Source organism: Kosmotoga olearia TBF 19.5.1 (genome assembly GCF_000023325.1).
Lineage (GTDB): Bacteria > Thermotogota > Thermotogae > Petrotogales > Kosmotogaceae > Kosmotoga > Kosmotoga olearia.
This window is the reverse complement of sequence record NC_012785.1, coordinates 901,495-921,998: the sequence shown is the minus strand read 5'-3', so window position 1 is coordinate 921,998 and position 20,504 is coordinate 901,495. Positions and strand designations below refer to the sequence as shown.

Annotated in this window: 23 protein-coding genes; 12 read left to right on the top strand and 11 right to left on the bottom strand. The window is 41.5% G+C overall.

Annotated features, from left to right (window positions below; translation table 11 throughout):
• Window positions 1-2: 2 nt before the first annotated feature.
• The 4 genes from KOLE_RS04415 to KOLE_RS04400 all read left to right on the top strand — a co-directional run bounded on the left by KOLE_RS04415 (window position 3) and on the right by KOLE_RS04400 (window position 4,167).
• Complete coding sequence (locus tag KOLE_RS04415; RefSeq protein WP_015868246.1) at window positions 3-1,223, top strand: sugar ABC transporter substrate-binding protein; 1,221 nt, start codon at window positions 3-5, stop codon at window positions 1,221-1,223.
• Between the two features lie 70 nt (window positions 1,224-1,293).
• Window positions 1,294-2,181 carry a carbohydrate ABC transporter permease gene (locus tag KOLE_RS04410; protein ID WP_015868245.1) on the top strand — a complete coding sequence of 296 codons (888 nt, stop codon included), beginning with the start codon at window positions 1,294-1,296 and terminating at the stop codon, window positions 2,179-2,181.
• A gap of 7 nt (window positions 2,182-2,188) precedes the next feature.
• Window positions 2,189-3,028 carry a carbohydrate ABC transporter permease gene (locus KOLE_RS04405; RefSeq protein ID WP_015868244.1) on the top strand — a complete coding sequence of 280 codons (840 nt, stop codon included), beginning with the start codon at window positions 2,189-2,191 and terminating at the stop codon, window positions 3,026-3,028.
• Window positions 3,025-4,167: a D-alanyl-D-alanine carboxypeptidase/D-alanyl-D-alanine-endopeptidase gene (locus tag KOLE_RS04400; protein WP_015868243.1), complete on the top strand. Its 1,143-nt coding sequence runs from the start codon at window positions 3,025-3,027 to the stop codon at window positions 4,165-4,167. Before KOLE_RS04405 ends, KOLE_RS04400 begins: the two co-directional genes overlap by 4 nt.
• 306 nt (window positions 4,168-4,473) lie before the next feature.
• On the opposite strand, the gene lysA is transcribed toward KOLE_RS04400, so the two are convergent.
• A complete protein-coding gene (lysA, locus tag KOLE_RS04395) occupies window positions 4,474-5,661 on the bottom strand; it encodes a diaminopimelate decarboxylase (RefSeq protein WP_015868242.1) in 1,188 nt (395 codons plus the stop codon).
• A gap of 160 nt (window positions 5,662-5,821) precedes the next feature.
• On the opposite strand from lysA, the gene KOLE_RS04390 reads away from it, so the two are divergent.
• Both KOLE_RS04390 and KOLE_RS04385 read left to right on the top strand, forming a co-directional pair.
• Window positions 5,822-6,106, top strand: coding sequence for a DUF2905 domain-containing protein (locus KOLE_RS04390; RefSeq protein ID WP_237697540.1), 285 nt, complete (start codon window positions 5,822-5,824; stop codon window positions 6,104-6,106).
• Window positions 6,107-6,122: 16 nt separating this feature from the next.
• On the top strand, window positions 6,123-7,058 hold the full coding sequence (locus KOLE_RS04385; RefSeq protein WP_015868241.1) for an ABC transporter ATP-binding protein: 936 nt from the start codon (window positions 6,123-6,125) through the stop codon (window positions 7,056-7,058).
• 211 nt (window positions 7,059-7,269) lie between these two features.
• On the opposite strand, the gene KOLE_RS04380 is transcribed toward KOLE_RS04385, so the two are convergent.
• The 5 genes from KOLE_RS04380 to trpS all read right to left on the bottom strand — a co-directional run bounded on the left by KOLE_RS04380 (window position 7,270) and on the right by trpS (window position 11,984).
• Window positions 7,270-8,874: an ABC-F family ATP-binding cassette domain-containing protein gene (locus KOLE_RS04380; protein ID WP_015868240.1), complete on the bottom strand. Its 1,605-nt coding sequence runs from the start codon at window positions 8,872-8,874 to the stop codon at window positions 7,270-7,272.
• Between the two features lie 177 nt (window positions 8,875-9,051).
• Window positions 9,052-9,705 (bottom strand): pseudouridine synthase, encoded by a 654-nt coding sequence (locus tag KOLE_RS04375; protein ID WP_083763192.1) that lies wholly within the window; start codon window positions 9,703-9,705, stop codon window positions 9,052-9,054.
• On the bottom strand, window positions 9,692-10,309 hold the full coding sequence (gene scpB / locus KOLE_RS04370) for an SMC-Scp complex subunit ScpB (protein WP_015868238.1): 618 nt from the start codon (window positions 10,307-10,309) through the stop codon (window positions 9,692-9,694). Before scpB ends, KOLE_RS04375 begins: the two co-directional genes overlap by 14 nt.
• Window positions 10,306-10,989 carry a segregation and condensation protein A gene (locus KOLE_RS04365; protein ID WP_041288883.1) on the bottom strand — a complete coding sequence of 228 codons (684 nt, stop codon included), beginning with the start codon at window positions 10,987-10,989 and terminating at the stop codon, window positions 10,306-10,308. The genes scpB and KOLE_RS04365 overlap by 4 nt, the downstream gene beginning before the upstream one ends.
• A gap of 11 nt (window positions 10,990-11,000) precedes the next feature.
• The gene (gene trpS / locus KOLE_RS04360; protein WP_015868236.1) at window positions 11,001-11,984 is read right to left on the bottom strand and encodes a tryptophan--tRNA ligase; all 984 of its coding nucleotides are present in this window, start codon (window positions 11,982-11,984) and stop codon (window positions 11,001-11,003) included.
• A gap of 155 nt (window positions 11,985-12,139) precedes the next feature.
• On the opposite strand from trpS, the gene KOLE_RS04355 reads away from it, so the two are divergent.
• Both KOLE_RS04355 and KOLE_RS04350 read left to right on the top strand, forming a co-directional pair.
• Window positions 12,140-12,730, top strand: a complete 591-nt coding sequence (locus tag KOLE_RS04355; RefSeq protein ID WP_015868235.1) for a DUF4897 domain-containing protein — start codon at window positions 12,140-12,142, stop codon at window positions 12,728-12,730.
• Window positions 12,731-12,742: 12 nt separating this feature from the next.
• Window positions 12,743-13,492 carry an SIR2 family NAD-dependent protein deacylase gene (locus tag KOLE_RS04350; RefSeq protein ID WP_015868234.1) on the top strand — a complete coding sequence of 250 codons (750 nt, stop codon included), beginning with the start codon at window positions 12,743-12,745 and terminating at the stop codon, window positions 13,490-13,492.
• Here the strand turns inward: KOLE_RS04350 and prmC are convergent.
• The 5 genes from prmC to KOLE_RS04325 are packed head-to-tail and all read right to left on the bottom strand — an operon-like array spanning window position 13,467 to window position 17,064.
• Window positions 13,467-14,315: a peptide chain release factor N(5)-glutamine methyltransferase gene (gene prmC, locus KOLE_RS04345; RefSeq protein WP_015868233.1), complete on the bottom strand. Its 849-nt coding sequence runs from the start codon at window positions 14,313-14,315 to the stop codon at window positions 13,467-13,469. The two genes, KOLE_RS04350 and prmC, sit on opposite strands and share 26 nt — an antisense overlap.
• 2 nt (window positions 14,316-14,317) lie before the next feature.
• The gene (locus KOLE_RS04340) at window positions 14,318-14,623 is read right to left on the bottom strand and encodes a metal-sulfur cluster assembly factor (RefSeq protein ID WP_015868232.1); all 306 of its coding nucleotides are present in this window, start codon (window positions 14,621-14,623) and stop codon (window positions 14,318-14,320) included.
• A gap of 3 nt (window positions 14,624-14,626) precedes the next feature.
• Complete coding sequence (locus KOLE_RS04335) at window positions 14,627-15,598, bottom strand: SurA N-terminal domain-containing protein (RefSeq protein ID WP_015868231.1); 972 nt, start codon at window positions 15,596-15,598, stop codon at window positions 14,627-14,629.
• Window positions 15,595-16,365 carry a nucleoside triphosphate pyrophosphohydrolase gene (gene mazG, locus KOLE_RS04330; protein ID WP_015868230.1) on the bottom strand — a complete coding sequence of 257 codons (771 nt, stop codon included), beginning with the start codon at window positions 16,363-16,365 and terminating at the stop codon, window positions 15,595-15,597. The genes KOLE_RS04335 and mazG overlap by 4 nt, the downstream gene beginning before the upstream one ends.
• A gap of 15 nt (window positions 16,366-16,380) precedes the next feature.
• Window positions 16,381-17,064 carry a ribonuclease HII gene (locus KOLE_RS04325; RefSeq protein ID WP_015868229.1) on the bottom strand — a complete coding sequence of 228 codons (684 nt, stop codon included), beginning with the start codon at window positions 17,062-17,064 and terminating at the stop codon, window positions 16,381-16,383.
• Window positions 17,065-17,395: 331 nt separating this feature from the next.
• Between KOLE_RS04325 and KOLE_RS04320 the strand changes: the two genes are divergently transcribed.
• From KOLE_RS04320 to KOLE_RS04305, 4 genes are read left to right on the top strand one after another with little or no spacing between them, the layout of a single operon-like run.
• Complete coding sequence (locus KOLE_RS04320; RefSeq protein WP_015868228.1) at window positions 17,396-17,857, top strand: MarR family winged helix-turn-helix transcriptional regulator; 462 nt, start codon at window positions 17,396-17,398, stop codon at window positions 17,855-17,857.
• The gene (locus KOLE_RS04315) at window positions 17,854-18,522 is read left to right on the top strand and encodes an LptA/OstA family protein (protein WP_015868227.1); all 669 of its coding nucleotides are present in this window, start codon (window positions 17,854-17,856) and stop codon (window positions 18,520-18,522) included. Before KOLE_RS04320 ends, KOLE_RS04315 begins: the two co-directional genes overlap by 4 nt.
• The gene (serS, locus tag KOLE_RS04310; RefSeq protein WP_015868226.1) at window positions 18,519-19,793 is read left to right on the top strand and encodes a serine--tRNA ligase; all 1,275 of its coding nucleotides are present in this window, start codon (window positions 18,519-18,521) and stop codon (window positions 19,791-19,793) included. Before KOLE_RS04315 ends, serS begins: the two co-directional genes overlap by 4 nt.
• On the top strand, window positions 19,794-20,489 hold the full coding sequence (locus KOLE_RS04305; protein WP_015868225.1) for an RsmE family RNA methyltransferase: 696 nt from the start codon (window positions 19,794-19,796) through the stop codon (window positions 20,487-20,489).
• Window positions 20,490-20,504 lie beyond the last annotated feature (15 nt).

Below are 20,504 nucleotides of genomic sequence, written 5' to 3'. Positions count from 1 at the left end.
TCATGAGGCGTGTTTTGCTGGTAACCGTATTGCTTATCAGCTTGCTTGCGGTTGTTGCCGAAGGTAAAGTTGTACTCAAATTCTGGAATTTCTGGTCTGACAAATGGATGGGTCCGGTGATCGAAGAATTCATGAAGGAAAACCCGGATATCGAGGTACAGATGGAAAGACTGACGTGGTCCGATGGATTCAACAAAATAGTCACTGCTTTTGCTGCTGGCGATACACCAGATGTGCTGGAGCTCGGTTCAACATGGGTCGCTCAATTTGCGGCTGACGGTGCGCTTCTTGAAGTTGATGTCAGCGATCTGCTGGATAAGTACAACATGTGGGATCCTGTAATCTACAAAGGTAAATATTACGGTTATCCATGGGTTGTTTCTACCAGAATTCTTTTCTACAACAAAGAACTCTTTAGAAAAGCTGGACTCGATCCTGAAATAGCACCGAGAACATGGGACGAGCTTCTGGATGCCGCGAAAAAAATCAACGCATTAGGTGATGATATCTTTGGATTTGGAATCAAAACAGGACAGTACACAACATGGCAAACATTCCTGCCCTTTGCATGGTCAAACGGCGGAAGTGTGTTGTCAGAAGACTGGAAGAGCGCTGCTGTAAACTCTCCTGAATTTGTTGAAGCGCTGAGTTTCGTTCAAAAACTCACAAAATACTCCATGATAGACTCGAACCTCAACGTAAGACAGGCTTTCATGCAAGGAAAAGTAGGTATCATCATGGACGATGTTGGAAGAATCAAGTCATTCGCGAAAGATGCTCCTGAACTAGATTTCGGTTATGCTGTTTTTGTTAGACCGGATAAGTTGTGGTCAAAACCAACTCAGTTTGGTGGTGCCGAGGTTATTGTTATCCCAAGAAACACCAAGTATCCAAAGGAAGCTGAAAAACTTGCCAGGTTCATAGTTGAAAAAAGATCCGCAATGGCTATTTCCTCAAGAATACCGACATTGCTTCCGGCTGACAAAAGCGTTAAAGACGACGAGTTCTTTAAGAACCAGCCCGGTTTCTTTGTTATCATGAACCAACTCCAGTTCACAAAGACACCCCCTGCACATCCAAAGTGGGTTGAGATCCAGGAAATTCTCACCCAGTACATAACCGAGGTTTACAACGGAACAATAGATCCGCAGTCCGCAATGGATATGGCAGCGGAAGAAATAAACGTAATTCTTGAAGAATTTGAAGAAGAGTACGGCGAATAATAGCGATAACAAATAATAGAAAATGGGGTGGGGCTTCCCACCTCACCCCTTTTTTTGAGGTGGTATCCACATGGCAAGTAAAAGACTTAGAAATTCTCTCAAAATTTTTCTGTTGCTATCACCGTGGATAGTTTCTTTTCTAACTTTCAAACTCTATCCCGTTGGTTATTCTTTTTATTTGTCTTTTACCCGTTACAACCCCATCAGAGGGAAACCTCCTACTTTTGTTGGTTTGAAAAATTACATAAAACTGTTTTCTGACCCAACTTTCATGAAGGCTCTGAAAAACACTCTGATTTTTGTGGTTGGCACTGTGCCAATTACAACCATAATAGCACTGCTGATAGCGGCGGTTTTGGTGAGTAACCTTAATATCAAAGGGAAGCAAATTTTTCAATCAGGTTATTTCATGCCTGTTGTTACCTCGATGGTAGTTATAGCAACCATCTTTTCTTATCTTTATTCACCGTATGGATATTTAACGGCTTTAATGAAATTCTTTGGAGCTTCTGTAAGGTACGGTAGAGGAATCCTCGCTGAACCGAAATATGCGCTGCCTGCGATTATGGCAATGGATATCTGGGCCAGTTTCGGATATTATACAATCCTTTTTCTGGCTGGCTTACAATCAATCAACCAGGAAATTTATGAAGCTGCAGCGATCGATGGTGCAAAGGGATTCTATCTGTTCAGAAAGGTTACATTACCCCTGATTTCCCCAATGCTATTGTTTGTGCTCGTTATAAATACGATAAGGTCCTTTCAGATCTTTATCGAAGTTTATGTAATGACCCAGGGTGGCCCGCTGAAAGCCACAACTACGATTGTTTATTATCTCTACGAAACAGGGTTTCATAAAATGAAGATGGGTTACGCTGCTGCAATGTCTTATGTGTTGTTTATGATCATACTTGCATTTACGCTCATACAGAAGCTGGTTATCAGATATCAGAGGTGATATTGATATGATAATAAAAAGAGACTGGAGATACAGGTTACGCCAAACAATCGCATACTCACTTTTGATTTTTTTGCTAATAACAACCCTGTTTCCGCTCTATATAATGATTTCAACATCGCTAAAACCTGAGGGCAACATACTCCCAAGCTGGGATACCCTTATCCCGAAAGAAGTTACATTTAAAAACTATGTTGATGTTTGGAAGAGCGCAAATTTTAACAGGTATTTCCTTAACAGCGTTATTGTCACTGTGTCCGTTACCATTTTGAATATCATACTCGATTCAATAGTCGCTTACGCATTGTCCAGAAAGAATTTCAAGGGAGCAAACCTTGTACTTTTGATAATTTTGGCAACAATGATGATCCCCGCACAGGTATTGATGATTCCCCTTTTCATACTCATTAAAAAACTCGCAATGTATAACACTTACTGGGCTTTAATACTTCCCTTTGCAGTTCAGGGATTCGGAATTTTTCTTATGAAGCAATATTTCGACGGACTGCCAAAATCCCTCGACGAAGCTGCTCGAATAGATGGTGGCGGGGATTTCACAATACTTTTCCGGGTTCTTTTTCCAATCTCCAGGCCAGCAATAGCTGTTCTGGGTATCAATACATTCCTGACCACATGGAACTCGTTCTTATATCCTTTAATCTTCACGAATACCGATAGCATGCGGACACTTCCGATAGGAATCGCATATTTCAACACACTTCACGGAATTGATTACGTTCATTTGATGGCTGGTTCGAGTATTGCGACTATTCCAGTAATTGTGGTTTTTCTGGCCTTTCAGAAACAAATCATATCCGGTCTGGTCAGAGGGGCTGTTAAAGAATGAAAAAAGTAATTTTCTTAATTTTCATCCTTTTAACTACCTCAATATTTGGGGATACGGTGAGAGAACTTGTGGATAACTTTGATGGATTCGTTGGGATCTATGTTGAAGATATCGAAACAGGGGAAATTATTACCCAGTATAACGCTACAAAGCTGTTTACGCCAGCGTCCGTCACAAAGTTATTTACACTGTTAGCTGCCTTAGAAAACCTTGGTTTGGAATACACCTACAAAACGAAATTTTATTTGATCGGAGAAGATTTCGGGGTAAAAGGTTCCGGAGATCCAACTATTTACGTATCCACACTTCACGACATCATAGCCAAAATAGTGGAAGATAAGAAGATCGTTGAGATAAATAACATAATTCTTGACGACAGACTTTTCGATAGAAAAGAGATCTATGGAAGAGGTTGGATGTGGGATGATCCCAATCCGATGATAGGCGCTCTTACGATAAAAGGGCCTTCGTATCCATCGATCTCTTCTGGAATTGATCAGTATACACTAACCAGAAAATTTTTTGAGACATTGAAAAGCACCTTTGAAGAACTGGGTGTTTCCGTAAAAGGTGAAATGGTTGTCAAATACATATCAAAAAAACACGAACCGGCTTATATCCACGAATCCAAACCATTGAGAGAGATTCTGAAAAGCATGATCGAGGTAAGCGACAATCAGGTAGCCGAACAGATTTTCAGGACAGTGGGAGCAAAGGTATTGAAAAAAGGAACGATCAACAACTCCATAGCAGCCCTGATAAGAACCGTTAAAAGTGTCACAGAGTACGGCGTGAACGATTTTACGATCACCGATGGTCCTGGTCTTTCAAGATACAACCTTGTTTCCCCAAAACTGGTTGTGGAAATCCTGAAGCACATGTACAAAAAGTATGGAGATACACTTCTCGACATTCTTTCATATTCGAAAAATGATGGAACAATAAAAGGGAGATTCGATTTTGAAGTCTGGGGAAAGACGGGAACGCTTACGGGAGTTTCCGGATTGGCAGGTTTTATGAAAACAAAATCGGGGAAAATGGTGGTATTTTCACTGTTCGAAAACAACTTTTCAAAGTCAAAAACCGATGCCAAAGGTTTTGAAAACAGTATTCTGGAAATATTTTATGAGGGGAACTGAAAACTGAGAACCGAGAGTCCGAGATAGCAGCTACGCTGCTGAAGTGCGGAGCTACGCTCCGGACGCTCACGAGGTTGAGGTTTGCAGACGCTGTGCGCTGCTTCGCAGTGGCTGTGCTAGGCTCTGCCCAGGCTATGCGTGACTTCGTCACGGCCATACGGCTCTTCGAGCCGGAATAGAACATGCTTTAATCCGCCGCAGGCGCATGTCAACTGCGAAGCAGTTCGCGACAACTCCGCAGGAGTTCGCAACACCGGCGTAGCCGGTCGTAACAATCCCGAAGGGTTCTTATCTGCCGCGAAGCGGCTATCTCGGATTCTCGGGTTCTCGGATCTCGGTTCTCTGCACTGTTCCAAACAGATCATTTAAAGTTTCTCTTCGCCTTATCAATACTATTTCACCGTTTTCTTTTACCAGTACCTCCGCTGGCCTGAGGGTAGAATTGTAGTTGTTAGACATTGAGAATCCGTACGCTCCTGCGTTTTCAACGTACAACAAACTGCTGACTTCAGGTAACTCTATTTCTATATCCCATGCCAGCTTATCTCCAGATTCGCAAAGGGGACCGACTATATCTATTTTCCCGGATAAAGCAGTGGGCTCGAGAATCTTGATACCATGATGCGCACCATAAAGTGCTGGCCTGATTAAAGTATTCATTCCTCCGTCCACAACAACAAAATATTTGTCATCAGTCTTTTTTAAGTTCAGAACCTTTAACAATAAAATCCCTGATGGGCCAATGATGTACCTGCCGATCTCGCATATAACTTCCTTGAAATTCTTCAAAAGCGGGACAACTTTTTTCCTGTATTCTAATAAATCCAGCTCCTTTCCATCGTAATTTATTCCCCATCCCCCACCAATGTTGATCTTCTCAAATCCATATTTTTTCGATACTTCAGAGACTTTTTCGAACGCCTCAACGAAAGGGGCAACGGTGGTTATCTGAGATCCTATATGAACGTGTAATCCCTTGATTCGGTTATCGGGGAATTTCTTCAGAAATTCATCGAGTTTATCCAACGGGATACCGAATTTATGTTTTTTTAGACCAGTGGAGATATGAGGATGTGTACGCGCATCTATATTGGGATTCACTCTGATAAACAATTCAACGTTTGCTTCTTTCTTTTTCCAGATCTCCATTTCTTCAAAAGAATCTACGTTCACATATTTCACGCTTCCAATGAACTTCTTTATGTCTGTTTCTGTTTTTCCATTACCGTTCCATACCAGTTTTTCAGGCGAAGCACCTGCCAATTTTGCAGCATAAAGCTCTCCCGGGGTAATTACATCCATCCCGAAGCCTTTATTGTAAATGACCTTCAATAAGTGGGGGTTGTTGTTTGCTTTCACAGCAAACGTTGGAAAAACATTTATTCCCTCAAAAACTCCTAAAACGTTGTCTATACGGTTTTTGATCTCTTTCTCAAAATACACATACACTGGTGTCCCATAAACTTTCGCAATCTTTTTCAATAATTCTTTCATTTTTTCACTCCTAACACCGTAAACTGGTTGATGTAATGCCTAAATTGGCTATGTTAGTTGTGAAGCCGAGTACAACCAACAAAGAGGTATTCATACTTACAACTAATATACCACAATTTTTGGTTGCACAACCAAAGGGTTATGAAGGGTTATAATTGGATTGAAAACATGCCAACGCCTGTTTTCTGGAAAGATCCAGGAGGTGTGCACTCTGGAATTTTTAGAAAAGCTGTTGATCAAGATTGGAATAATAGCGTTCATTTTGGCTGCCACTGTCTTTTTATTTAGAAAAATAGGGATTCCTTTCGGGAAGCTACCGGGAGATATACACATTTCGAGAGATGGATTCGAGTTCTGGTTTCCAATTACTACCTGTCTCGTTTTGAGTGGCCTTATCAGCGGGATAATATGGCTGCTGAGATTCATCGGCAATCTTTTTAAATAACTCTGGGGGATGGCTTATGGATAGTGTAGATGTTTTAAGAGTGGAGTTCCTTGAAGCAAAGCTCGGGGATTTTAAGCTTGGTCCCGTAAGTTTGAAAGCTAAGGAAAATGAGATCGTAGCTCTTCTAGGTTCTTCTGGATGTGGAAAGACTCTTCTTTTAAGGGCAATAGCTGGCCTTCAGGAACCAAGCGGTGGGAAAGTGTTCATCGCCGGTAAGGACGCAACCGCTCTATCTCCAAACGAGAGAAATATAGCATTTGTCTTTCAGAATGACGCTATTTTTCCTCATCTGGATACTTTCGAAAATGTGGCCTTCCCTCTCAGATTGCGAAAAGACAAAGAAGCGGAAGGAAAGGTAGTAAAAAAAGCCCAAGAACTCGATGGGCTTTCTGACTATCTCGATAAGCTTCCAGAAAAACTACCGGCAGGAATAAGAAAGTTAACGGCAATAGCGAGAGAAACTGTCAGAAATTTTGAATTGATTCTCATGGACGAGCCTTTCGAAAGACTTGACAGAAAAATCAGGAATGAAATGCGTACGCTGGTGAAGAAACTTCTCATGGTGTTGGGACGTTGTGTTGTGATAGTCCTCAACGACCCTGAAGATGCTATGGCGGTAGCTGACAGGGTTTACGTGATGAAGAAAGGGAGCTTCATAGCTTCAGGGAATCCGGTTGAGCTCTACGCCAACCCACCTTCAATAGAAGTTATGGAGATCTTTTCACCGCTAGGGGTCAATCGAATCGAAAATATAGTGTTCAGACCGGAAGATGTGGAAATAGCAGAAGATGGTGAAGAAATTGAAATCATTCATTCCAGCCCATATGACAGCAAGAAAGCCTTATGCAATGTAATTTTCAGAGCTCAACCTGCTGTGATGCTTCTACCGCTGAAGGCTATATCTGCGAAGAAAGGAAAAGTTAAGTTGAGAAGAGTCTTCAAAGAAGAGTGAAGTGAATAGCATAAAATCCTTAGCGGGAGGAAAACCTACCTGTAATAGTAAGAAACTATAATTTTTTTGTAGAGTGCGACCCCCCTATCCCCCCTTGGATAGACAGCACTCAGGGACCCTTGAGGGTCCCTTTTTTTGTTCAACCTTTGAACTTCTGTATTCGTCTAAAACCTGCTTTTGAAAAAAGGCGCGGGTATTTTCCCGCACCTTTTTACAAGTTCATCCTCGAAAGTTTTTTATCCGACAGATAATACACTTCTCGAGCATGCCTTGAGATGAAATGCCTGTCGTGACTGATAAACAGCATTCCTCCCTTGAAATTTTCGATTAAGACATCCAGCACTTCAAGAGATTCAATGTCCAGGTGATTCGTCGGTTCATCCATAAACAGAAATTCAGCTTTAGAAAGTGTAGCCCATACTATCGCAGCTCGTGTGAGTTCACCCTTGCTCAGGGTGTCAACTCGCTGAAAAACCTTTTCCCTTCTGAACTTTGCAGCCCCAAGTATAGTCCTTATCTCAGTTTCAGATATGCCGAAAACCATGAAGGTATCCAGCAGGATCTCTTTCTGGAAAAAAGTTTCGATTCTCTGGGGCAGATAAACCCAATTTACGTTCTTGTTCATATAAATCTGCCCTGTTTTTGGTTTCAGGGCTCCAATCAAGCATTTCAGCAGGGTTGTTTTCCCAGTTCCATTGGGCCCAACTATTGCAGCTCTGTCTTTAGTGGTTAGGTCTAAGTTTATATCAGAGAATAAATCCTTCGTATCGTAAGAAAAGCTCAAATTTTCACAGCTCAACAATTTTCTTTCCGCAACCTCATAATACGGGAAAAGCATTTTCAACCTTTTTTCGATGAAGGGCTTTTCGGCTTTCAATTTATCGATTAGTTCTTCTACCCTCTTCTCAACAGCTCTCGCCCTTTTTGCCAGTTTGGCAGATTTCCTGCCGATGTACCCTTTGTTCATTACCTTGTCTGCGAATTTTTTCTGAGATTCTTTCTTCCTCGACCACTCTTTTCGCCTGGCCACCTCCTGCTCGAGTTGCCGGATTTTTCGGGAGATTTCCTGTGCACGCCTTAAATCGGATTCAAATTTGTTTTGAAGATGGGCTCTCATAAGGCTGAACCCACCTCTTACCGTAACCGCTTTTCCGCGTTGTATAAATAGCGTCCGATCAGCGATTTTGTCGACAAACGTTCTGTCGTGGCTTATTACGATAAATGCTTTTCCTGATTTTTTCAACCTGAGTATTTCCTCTTCCAGTCGCATGATCATTGAAATGTCAAGGTGGTTCGTAGGTTCGTCCAGGATAATCAAATCCGGGTCTTTAAGTATTGCGCGGGTTACAAGGAGTAACCGTTTTTCTCCTTCAGAAAAATCGGAAACACTTTTTTCGAGTTCCTGTCTTCCGAATCCTAATCTTAGAAGTTCCCTTACAATACGATCTTCAAGCTCGAAACCACTCATTCCGGCATATTCGTCGAGCAGGTTCGCACAAATGAGCGGGTCGTCGACTTGGGATTCCAGGAGTTTCTTTATGCGGTGAATCTCCGGAAACTCTTGTAAAATAAATTCGACAACTCTTTCATTTGACTCCGGATTTTCCTGAGGTACGAAGGCTATCTTCTTTCCCTTTTCGACAAACACAGTTCCTTCATAAGGAAGCTCTCCTTTTATGGCGCGTATTAAAGAAGTTTTCCCGCAACCATTTGGTCCTGTTATAGCAAGAACCTCACCCGGAACAACATCGAAAGAGATATTATCTATCAGAATAAATTCATCGAACTCTATTCGAAGATTTTTTATATGCAGCAAAAAACCACCTCCTCGTAAGGCACAAAACACGACAAATTACCCGAATTGAACGGGTTCAATTAAATAGGTTGGTGTTAAGAATAAAAGTTAAGGGTCTGTACTAGAAGTTATTAATTTGTGGGAATAAAGGAGATGGTTTTATGCATCTTTTCACCAGCTTTTAACTAGTATTGCGCTTTATTTTAGCAGTTTTTGTATTTCTTGTCCAGTTAGTTTTTTTATGTCTCCGGGGTTTGGAACGATATCTACCTTCAAGCTGCCAATAGCCGTTCTTTTGAGGTAAAGGACGTGTTTGTCGAACACTTTAAACATTTCCCTGATTTCTCTTTTGTGCCCTTCATGAATGATTATTTCGACTAGGGTATCTCTTAGTGAAGCCCGAATAACCCTGATAGAAGCCCCGGAAGTTTTAAATCCGTCTCTCAAAACCACGCCATTCTCCAAACGTTTTATTTCGTGGTGGCTCAGCTTTCCAGTAACCCTGGCAACATAGGTCTTCCTTATTTTAGAAGAAGGATGCGAGAGTTTTCTGGCCAGCTCACCGTCATTGGTGAGGATTATCAACCCTTCGGTATCCATATCGAGCCTGCCAACGTGAAAGACTTTTTCCGGTATTTTCCCCTTTATAAGATCGGCAATTGTCTTCCGACCTCTATCATCGCTCATACTACTGAGATAACCTCGCGGCTTGTTCAAAGCATAAACCACTCGCTGTTGCTTTCTGGGCCTTACTTTCTTCCCGTCGAGTGTGATCGAATCTTTTACGGGATCAATTTCAAACCATGGTTCCGTCACGGGCTTACCGTTTATGAGAACCCTATTTCCCTTTATCGCTTCCCCCGCTTTCCGCCTCGACAGGTGGCTGTTCAGTTGAAGAAACCTCTGAAGTTTCAGAAGGGTTTACCTCCTTCGTTTCCACAATTTTTCCTTCCAATCCCTCCACTATTTCAGAAAGGTCGTTTAGCTGGAAGGTATCATAGAATTTCTGGGTTACTTTATACAGATAAGGCCTTCCAGGAAGTTTTGAACGCCTCTTCCTTAAAAGTCCCATTTTTTGAAGTTCGAGGAGCTGCGATTGTGAGGATTTTCCGCGCATCAGCTCGACATCGGTCCTTGTTACAGGCCCTCTTATGGCGACTATGGCAAGGACTTCAAGTTGAGAATCGGTTATTCTTGCGATAGGACGTCTGATTACTTCTGTGACATATTTTTGTACCTCTTTTTTTGTGTAGAATCTGAATTTCCCGTTGACCTGTCTTAAAATGACGCCTCGGTTCGGATTATTGGCGTACTCCTCCTGTAATTCTTCCAGTATAAGGAGAAGTTGATTTTCCTTCAATTCAAGAATTTTCGCCATCTTTTTGGAGGTAATTCCCTGGCGAGATGCGAAGATCATCGCCTCTATGGCTGCTTTTTTGGAGATCCCTTCACTCATTTATGTACCCTCCTGAACAATGGCGTGGGCTCGAGGGTTACTATTATGTACCTACCAAGCTTAATAAGTTCAAGAACTGCAAGAAAGGTTACCACCACTTCAATACGGGTCTTTTGTTTAAGTATTTCCATTAATCTAATTTCTTCGTATTCCTTTTCTATTTCTTCCATTCTGTCTTCTACGCTGTACAATTCGGATGTTATCGTATAAACTCTTTCTTTTTCTACGGTTTCCTTCAGTATTGCTCTGAAAGCTTCTGCGAGTTTTTGTGGTAATTCTTCGGAATATGATACTGTTTCAGGGGTATCGACCTTGACTCTTTCGTAGGAAGAAGATTCGTAGAGCTTTATCTTGAGCCGCTTTGATAGTTCTTTAAGCGTTTGATATTCTTCAACCTGCCTGTACAATTCTTTCTGTTGTTTTTCAAGTTCCTGTGCCTCTTTTGGACTTAGCCTTGGAAGGAGTGCCTTTGATTTCATCTGCAATAAAGTCGATGCCATGAGCAAAAAATCGGAAGTTACAACCATATCAAGAGACTTCATCTTTTCTATGTGTACGATAAACTCATCTGCGATAACCGTTATGGGAATCGACCTTATATCCACGCGATGTTTTCTAACAAGAAAGAGTAGAAGGTCAAGCGGACCTTCAAACTCTGGAAGCGTGAATATAAGTTTCATCTGTTCCACTATTACCACCCGAATTTCATAGCATCGTAAACGAGTCTCATCGTTTCCTGTGCGAACGCCCGAGCTTTAGCATTTCCTTCTTTAATTATCTTCTTCACCTCTTCAGGATTTTTATCGAACTCTCTCAGTTTTTCCCAGATCGGGCTGAGCTTTGCACTGAGATTCTTGTGCAGAAGCTTCTTACAATCTATACAACCTATTCCGGCCGTTTTACAGCCATTAACAACCCAGTCTAACTCCTCCTGCGAGTGGGTAAAAGCTTTGTGATATTCCCAAACAGGGCACTTTTCAGGATCACCCGGGTCCGTCCTTCTCTTTCTTGCCGGATCGGTCATCATAGGAGCTATCATTTTCCAGAGCTGTTTTTCATCTGTATCGATTGGTATAAAATTGTTGTAGCTTTTCGACATTTTCCTTCCGTCGGTTCCCGGAAGTTTTGCGACTTTTGCCAGTATCGGTTCAGGTTCAGGGAACACCTCACCGAAAAGGTTGTTGAATCTTCGTGCTATTTCACGGGTAAGCTCTATATGGTAAACCTGGTCTTCGCCAACGGGAACGCCATGGGCACGGTACATCAATATATCTGCAGCTTGTAACACCGGATACAACAAAAAGCCAGCGCTGGAAAGATCTCTATCATTTATTTGCTGTTTCTGTTCTTTGTAAGTTGGTATCCTTTCAAGCCTTGAAACGGAAACCAGCATGGAGAAAAGAAGGAATAGTTCCGCATGTTCCTTCACAGCAGATTGAATAAAAATTACAGATTTTTCCGGATCAAGGCCAGCGGCGACATATATCTTCACAATGTCCAGACTCCAACCGGCAAAATTATTCGTAGAATCTATATGAGAAGTTAATGCATGCCAATCAGCGACAAAAAAGTAGCATTCATTTCCTTCATTCTGCAGTTCGACCCATCTTTCGAGGGCTGTAAGATTTCCAAGATGTAATTTTCCTGTCGAACGCATTCCACTAAGGACACGCATTTAGACACCTCCAAAATAGTAAATTCCACTGTTAAGCTGCTTTCCATGATATTTTAACACATACGCCATTTCCAACAACATCGCTACAACCAGCAGTCAGGTTTTCAGAGGTGTGGTATCATATTCGTGGAAACTATCAAATTAGGAGGTTCAACATGAAGTTCAATACTTTACTAATAATTGTGCTAGTAGTTATGATTGGTGTTACTGTAGTGAATATGTTTTTAGGTTATTCCAACCGGTTGAAAGTGGAAACAATAAGATACACCAGTGATTATCGATATTCCTTTGATGGAACCGTTATCATGGACAGTGCCGTGGATCTGAAATTTTTAAAACCATCACAGATAGAAAAATTCCTGGAGCAATTTCAAAAGCCGGCATCCGAAAAGATATCCGAGTTCCAGAAATCTCTTGATGGGCTTTCAAGCAAAGTCAATAGAACGATGCTTGTTCAGGATTTTCAGTCAACAGCTACTCAGCTGGATTACGATGTCGTAAGAGTCGAAGAATACGCTGTGGTAAAAGGGTTCGCTACTGTGAGTGATGGGAAAGTAAATACATCACTTGGTGATATGGAAATAAACCTGGCTGACGAGTCATTTCTGACGTTCAGTTTGCCTAAAAATGCAAAAATCATATCCGCAACACCCACACCTTCTAAAATTCTCGAAAACAATGTTCTTTTGTGGACTGGAGATGGGGTGATAAGATTCCCGGAGGTCATTTTTGAACCTCTTGATTGAGAGACGAGGGGTATGAATCTGGAAGAATTGGCGGAAGAGTTCCTCGAATTTTTGGATGAATCCGAATCTACGGCGATTCTTACCGGTGCCGGAGTTTCGACTGCAAGCGGTATTCCGGATTTCAGAGGGCCACAAGGTTTGTATAAGAAACTCCCTCAATACATTTTTGATCTCGATTTTTTCCTGTCACAACCGGCTGAGTACTACAAGATTGCTGCAGATAGAATTCACAACCTTTTTAACAAAGAACCTAATGCCACTCACAGGTTACTGGCAATGCTGGAGAAAAAAGGAATGATAGAAGGAGTAATTACCCAGAATATCGATGGTTTGCATCAGAAAGCTGGATCAAAGAAAGTGATTGAATTGCATGGCAACGCTCAGAAATTCTTCTGTATGAGCTGTGGGAAGCGCTACACGGCGGAAGACGTTTTAAAAATGCTTGAAGTAAGTGATGTTCCTAAATGTACCTGTGGTGGACTCATAAAACCGGATGTTGTTTTCTTTGGAGAAGCTCTTCCAGAAAGTGCCATGGCTGAAGCTTACATCCTTTCGGAAAATGCTGAACTCTTTATTACCATGGGGTCTTCCCTTGTGGTGTATCCGGCGGCCCATTTACCTACCTTTGCAAAACAAAAGGGAGCAAAATTGCTCATAATCAATCAGGGTGAAACAGGGCTTGATTATATAGCAGACAAGAAGTACGAGTGCGATTTAGCAGAGTTTTCAGAAAGGATTATTTCCCTTCTGGGCGAAGTATAGCGAACCGGATTTTACCGCTGAGATCTCTTCTGAATTTGACTGTGTAACGTTTCCGGTATTTCTTAAGAAAGTCTTTCAACGGATTCCGGGAGTAAGTGGCAATTTCAAGATACACGAATTTTCCCTCTGGGAGAACTTTTATAAACTCCCTGAAAAAATTCATTCCATCTTCACCGCCATCTAAAGCGATTATAGGCTCATAGTCTTTGACCCTTTTATCGAGTGATTCAAGGACCGTGGTTTTCACATACGGTGGATTTGAAACTATAATTTCTATTTCATCCATATAAGCTTCAAGGGGGTTAAGATTTTTCCCGTGAAGGAAGGCTATTCTTCCTTCTACTCCATTGATTTTCGCGTTTTCGAATGCAAGTTCTAAAGCTGGTTTGGAGATGTCGGTGGCGTAGATCTTTGATGCTGGGAAGTGTTTTGCTAGAGCGATTGCTATGGCACCGCTACCGGTGCCTACGTCTGCGAAGGCTTTTACGTTCTTACCTTTATGCTCGTTTATGATCATCTCCACGAGTTCCTCTGTTTCCGGCCTTGGGATTAGAACCCTTGAATCAAGGTTAAGCTTGGCTCCAAGAAAATACTTCCAGCCAATGATATAATCCAGCGGTTCACCAGCCTTTAGCCTTTTCACCGCGTCGAATAGAAGCTTACAGGTTTTTGTATCGATTTCTGTGGCAGTATCAACAAACACTTTATGTTTTTCTATCATTGCAATACTTTCAAGTAAAGTAAAAGTAACGAAGCGAGGATTTTCAATCCCCGCTTCTTTGAGTTCGAACGTGATTCCTTCAAACAACTCTTTGAGTTTCATTCTTATATTCCAAAGATTTTTTTTACTTCGTCAGAAGCTTTTTCGGGTGTCCATGGTGGATCGAAAGTCAGTTCAACATCAACTTTGTTGACACCTTCTATCTGTTGAACCTTACTTCTGGCATCCTCGATGATAAAGCCTGCAAGAGGGCACATTGGTGTGGTCAGCGTCATGGTTACCTTAACGTTGTTTTCGTTGTCTATCTCAACACCATATACAAGCCCAAGGCTAACAATATCAAAGCCGATTTCCATGTCGTAAACCTCTTTGAGAGCTTCCATCACCTGTTCTTTTGTCACAGCCGCCATGTTCTATCCTCCTATTTCGCCAACTTCGATTATTGCCTGTTCCCTGAAAGGAACAAAATACTGTTCGATAAAGGTATTCCATATGTTCTTCTTTTTCTCTTCTAGAAGCTTTTTGGAAATTTCATCACGAAGCTCTTCGAGAGATTTTTCTCCCGAAAGATACACAACATAATGTTTGGTTTCAGTGCTAATGACCTTTGGATACAGGCCTTTTTTAAACTCATCGAACAGGAAAACAGCTGTATCCGTACTAATTCCCGTTTCTTTTATCAGGTTTTCGAATGTATATTCCCTGTCTTCAACGTCGAACAGGGATACAGGATCATCGGAAGCCTTTGCGTTGTTTAAGAAAGTATACGCGGGAGCGAAGGAGTCAAACCCCTTTATTTTTAAGACAATTTTTTTGTTTGCTTTGTAATACTGAACGATCTCTTCCTCGGTAACGGTAGCATCGGAAGTCAGAGCCTGATAGATAGCGTCATAAGTTTGACGATACGCGGTTTCGTTCAAAACTCTGACTTCGTACATCTCAAGACCACCAGTATAGCCTTTAAGCGTGTAGTATAAATCGGCGATTTCAATACTTATGTTATTCTCCTTGAGATTTTGTATGATGATATTGTGAATTTTCTCTTTAAGAGCTTGCATATCGATGGCAACGTCAAGCTGTTTTGCAAGCTGAAGGAAGAGTTTTCTTTCGATCATCTTTGCGAGTACTCGTTTCTCATATTCTGTAAGAAGCGTCTTTCCGGCTTCTGTTGAAGTTAAAACCTCAGAAAACAACGGATCGACTTCTTCCACTTTTTTGGCAATTTCCATGTAATTTGGCATTACTTCCGCAAGAAACTCGTACATGGTTATCGGTTCTCCATTGACAGTAGCGACCGGAGTAGTTTTGTCGGGATTAATTTCCGAAGTGGCGAATATACCAGCGGAAAATAACACCAAAAGAGAAATCACAAGGAATTTTTTCATTGTTTACCCTCCTTTATTTCATTCCAGAGTTCATCAAGTTCTTTCAAAGAAAGCTTGTCGATTTCAAGATTCCTATCTCTTATGAGACTCTCAACAGCCCTGAATCGGTTCATAAATTTTTCCGTTGCTTTTCTCAAACTTACCTCGGGGTCAACCTCTATGAATCTTGAGAGATTGACCATGGAAAAGAGTAAATCACCGAATTCTTCATTTATTTTTTTCTTGTCGCCAGATTTAATGGCGTTCATGAGCTCGCTCCATTCTTCTTCGACTTTTTCCGTAACATCTTCAAGATTTTCCCAATCGAAGCCGACTGCAGCGGCGTTTTCCTGTACTCTTCTAGCAAGGCTGAGTGCTGGTAAAGCGTGATTTATTTCTCCAATCGCAGAGATCTCTTTCTTTCCCTTTTCTTCTGCTTTTATCTTTTCCCATTGTTGATAGGAGTACCCTTTAGCATTACCAAAAACATGCGGGTGACGCCTGATGAGTTTATCACTCAGTGTTTCCACGACATCATCAATGGTAAAAGCATTTCTTTCTGATGCTATCTGACTGTGGAAGATGATTTGAAGCAGCAGATCACCTAATTCTTCGGCAAATTCTTCATCGTTACCTTTATCGATGGCAGCGAGAACCTCGTATGCTTCTTCTATAAGATAGGGTTTCAGAGATTCATGCGTTTGTTCTCTGTCCCATTCACAACCCTTTTTACTTCTGAGTATTCGCATCAGTTCAACCAATTTTTCAAAACGTTTTCCGGTTTCCACGCGATTCTACCTCCGCTAAAACAACATTCCAACTCTGAAAAGCCTTCGTTCAGATATGACATCATTTTGCAACCAAGATAAAACGATCTCTCTGTTGAGCAGCGCCTTTACCGGGCTGAAGGTTAATCTGTGCCACAAGGTTGGGCCGTAGATTTTTAAAGCTTTCAAATGTTCTGCGGTACCGTAACCTTTGTTTTTGTCCCACGAATATTCAGGATAGAGCACTGCCAATGCTTTCATCAATCTATCTCTGAATACCTTTGCCACAATAGAGGCTGCAGCTATGGAAGCGCTTTTTTGATCTCCGGAAACAATACACTCACCTCTGTTGTTCAACTTCAAGTGTTTTCCATCGATAATCACATAATCGGGTTGTATTGGTAATTTTTTAATGGCACGATTCATGGCGAGTTTCGTTGCTTCAAAGATATTGAATGTATCTATCTCGTCGGGACTGGATAGTCCGATACCAACCTTTGCTTTTTTTATAATCTTATCGAATAGTTCTTCTCTGACTTTCTCAGTTAGTGCTTTCGAGTCGAATAATCCCTCAATTTTTTCGCCGAGGATAACCGCTGCTGCTACAACAGGTCCCGCTAAAGGGCCACGTCCGGCTTCGTCCAGACCCGCTATCACGCCAAACTTCTCAATGTACATTCTATCAAAATCAAGCAGTTCTTCTGTATTTTCACATCTCATAAGGTTTCAACATTCGGGTACTCTTCATCTTAGAGAAAAGAAGAGAGGGGTTGCGCCTCCTTTCCTTGGTACTGTTGTATCTGTTCCATTGTATAATGTTCCTGATATGTATAGATAAAACAGACATGAGCATTTTTAGTATAGGTTTATCAAAGAGCGTGGAATCATAACCAGTGTTGCCTGTTAGGTGTTCCCGGTACAGAAATGGTCAGTAATTTGATTATACAGCAATTAAAAACATACTTCTATGAGTAGCTTCCCCTGGCATTTTTTGAAGGTTAGGATGTAATGTTATAATTTTTCTAGAACTTGAAGCAGAGGTGGCGCGATTGTGAAGATAAGTAAAAGAACAGCTAGAGACATAGAACAAACTCTGAGATCCATATACATAAAGATAAAACGTGAAGGAAGAAAGGTGTTGAAGGACTTTCCCATAACACCTGCCCAATTTGATGTGCTCCAGATACTTTATTTTGGTGGAAAGCGAAGAATGAGTGACATAAGCAGGGTACTTGGAATAACAAAAAGTACCACGACAGGTTTGGTATCAAGGCTTATAGATGCAGGATTTGTGGAGAAGAAGCGTTCTGATGTTGACAGGAGAGCTTACATAATCGATATTTCTGAATCGGGGAGGGCTCTTATCGAAAAGGTTATCGAAAGAAGGATCGCATACCTTCAAACAGTGCTTTCAAAATTCGATAGAGATAGAGCTAAAGAATTGAAGCAAATTTTAAAAGAACTTCTAAACAAGATGGATAGTAGCGAGACTTTAAGGGGGAACGCAAGATGAAGAAAAATATTATTGTTTTGGTTGTTTTTCTTTTGTTGGTATCATTACTGATTGCTGCTGGTACGGTAAAAATAAGGGCGAAAAATATTGTTGGGTCTAAAGACCAGGTTTATCTCACAGGAGATGTTTATATAGAGAAAGAAGGAGAGGTTTCTGTTGAAACCGATGAGGCAACTCTCCTGGCGAAGAAAGGTAACTGGAATTATATTGTTGCAGAAGGAAGCACATATGCTCTTTTTTCAACCGGAGAAGCCACAGCTACTTTTCTCGAGTACAATATGGATACCTCTTCAGGAGTTATGAAAGGAGATGTAATTGCATCTTTGAAAGATGATAAGGGGAAGCAGAAGCTTCTTGTAAAGAACGCGGCTGAGCTTGATTTCAATCTCGATACTGAAGAATTCATAGGTGAAACTCTATCCAAGAAAGATCCAGCTTTTAAGCCCGTGCTCATATACTACCGTGATGAACTTGAAGCTCGAGCGCTTTATTTTGAATATCATGGAAAAAAGGGTATTTTCTATCTGAAAGGCGATGTCTACATTGTTGATAAAAAGAACAATAGAACCATTACAGCTTCAGAATTGACTTATAATACCACCAACGATACATTCGAAGGTAAAGACGTTTACCTCGAAATAATACTTGAGGAGGGTGAGCAATGATAGATATCCGTCTTGTGCGTGAGAATCCGGAAAAAATAAGGGCGGCTTTGAAGAATAGATGTGTAGATGAATCTATACTCGATGAATTGCTCGAGTTAGATAAGGCAAGACGCGAAGCTATAAGTACTTCCGATAGGAAAAAAGCGGAGAGGAACAAGATATCTTCACAGATCGCAAAAGCAAAAGCTTCAGGTGATGAAGCTCTGGCTAAAGAGCTCATGGAAAAGGCAAAGGACATCTCTGTTGAGGTAAAAGAACTTTCTGAAAAGGCGAAGAAACTCGATGAAGAAATGAGAAATAAATTGCTTTACATACCGAACATTCCTCACGAGAGCGTTCCTGTGGGCGAAAGTGAGGAAGACAATGTTGTTGTTAGAAAATGGGGTGAGCCAAGACAATTTGATTTTGACTCCCTCGCACATTGGGATCTTGGTCCCAATCTTGGTATGATGGATTTCGAACGAGCAGCGAAGTTAAGTGGTTCGAGATTTGTAATTCTAAGGAAAGAACTGGCCAGGCTCGAGCGCGCTCTCATTAACTTCATGCTCGATCTTCATACTAGAGAGCACGGTTACGAAGAAGTTGCTTTGCCACACCTCGTAAAAAGGGAAACAATGCAAGCCACAGGGCAGCTTCCAAAATTCGAGGAAGAAGCTTATAAAACCGATCCGGACGATATGTTCCTGATACCAACAGCTGAAGTTCCTCTTGTAGCACAGCACAGGGACGAAATTCTTAACCTGAACGAACTTCCGAGGAAATATACAGCTTATACCCCGTGTTACAGAAGAGAAGCTGGAAGCTATGGAAAAGACGTGAAGGGAATGATAAGGGTACACCAGTTTGACAAGGTGGAACTTGTCTGGTTTGTTCATCCAGATGAATCTTACGAAGCCCTTGAAAAGCTTACCGCTGATGCGGAAGAGGTTCTCAAAAGACTCGGGCTTCCATACAGAGTAGTGGCTTTGTGTACAGGGGACCTCGGTTTTGCTGCGGCTAAAACCTATGATATAGAAGTCTGGCTGCCATCTTACAACGCTTACAAAGAAATCTCGTCATGCAGTAATGTTGAGGATTTCCAGGCGAGAAGGGGAAATATGCGCTTTAGAGATAAAGACAATAAATTGAAATACGTCCACACCCTCAATGGGTCTGGGCTTGCTGTTGGAAGGACTCTGGTTGCCATCGTTGAGAACTATCAGCTTCCGGATGGAAGGATAAGAGTTCCAGAAGTCCTGGTTCCTTATATGGGAACGGAGGTAATAGGCTGAGTGCCAAACGCTTTCTTTGTCGAAAGGGTTGAAGAAAAACGACTTATATTTGATGAGATTGAAGCTCATCATATGAAGGTTGTTCGTGTAAAACCAGGTGATGAGCTTGTTGCCACTGATGGTAAAGGCACACTCTATGAGTTTGTTCTCCAGGAGCTTTCAAAGAATTACTCTGTCGGACGAATGCTATCAAAAAAGGTCTTCCATCACGACGATAGAACTGTTATCGTCTCTGTGGCGTCTATGAAATGGCTAAGGCTCCGTTTGATTTTAGAAAAAAGTACGGAGCTTGGTGCGGATCGAATAGAGATCTTCAATTGTGAGAGGACCGTAGCCAGAGTTGATCAAAGAAAAGTTGAAAAATTTCGTAGAATAGTGAAAGAAGCAGCCAAGCAAAGTGTTAATCCCTTTTTACCTGAGGTAGTTATCCACGAAAAACTGCCACGGTTCAATTCGGATGATTTGAATATTTTCCTGGACTTTAAGAAAGAGAGCATCTCTACCTTGCAAGAGAAAATAAGAGGGTCGAATGTTGTTCGGATAATAGTAGGACCTGAAGGTGGTTTCACCAAAGAGGAAATCCGTGAGATGCAGCAAGACTCCATTTCCGTTTCTCTTGGGTCGAGAATCCTTCGAACGGAGACGGCTGTGATAGCTTCTTTAAGTTTCGTAAATTTCTCTATTGGAAGAATGTGAAGAAGTCAGGGGGTG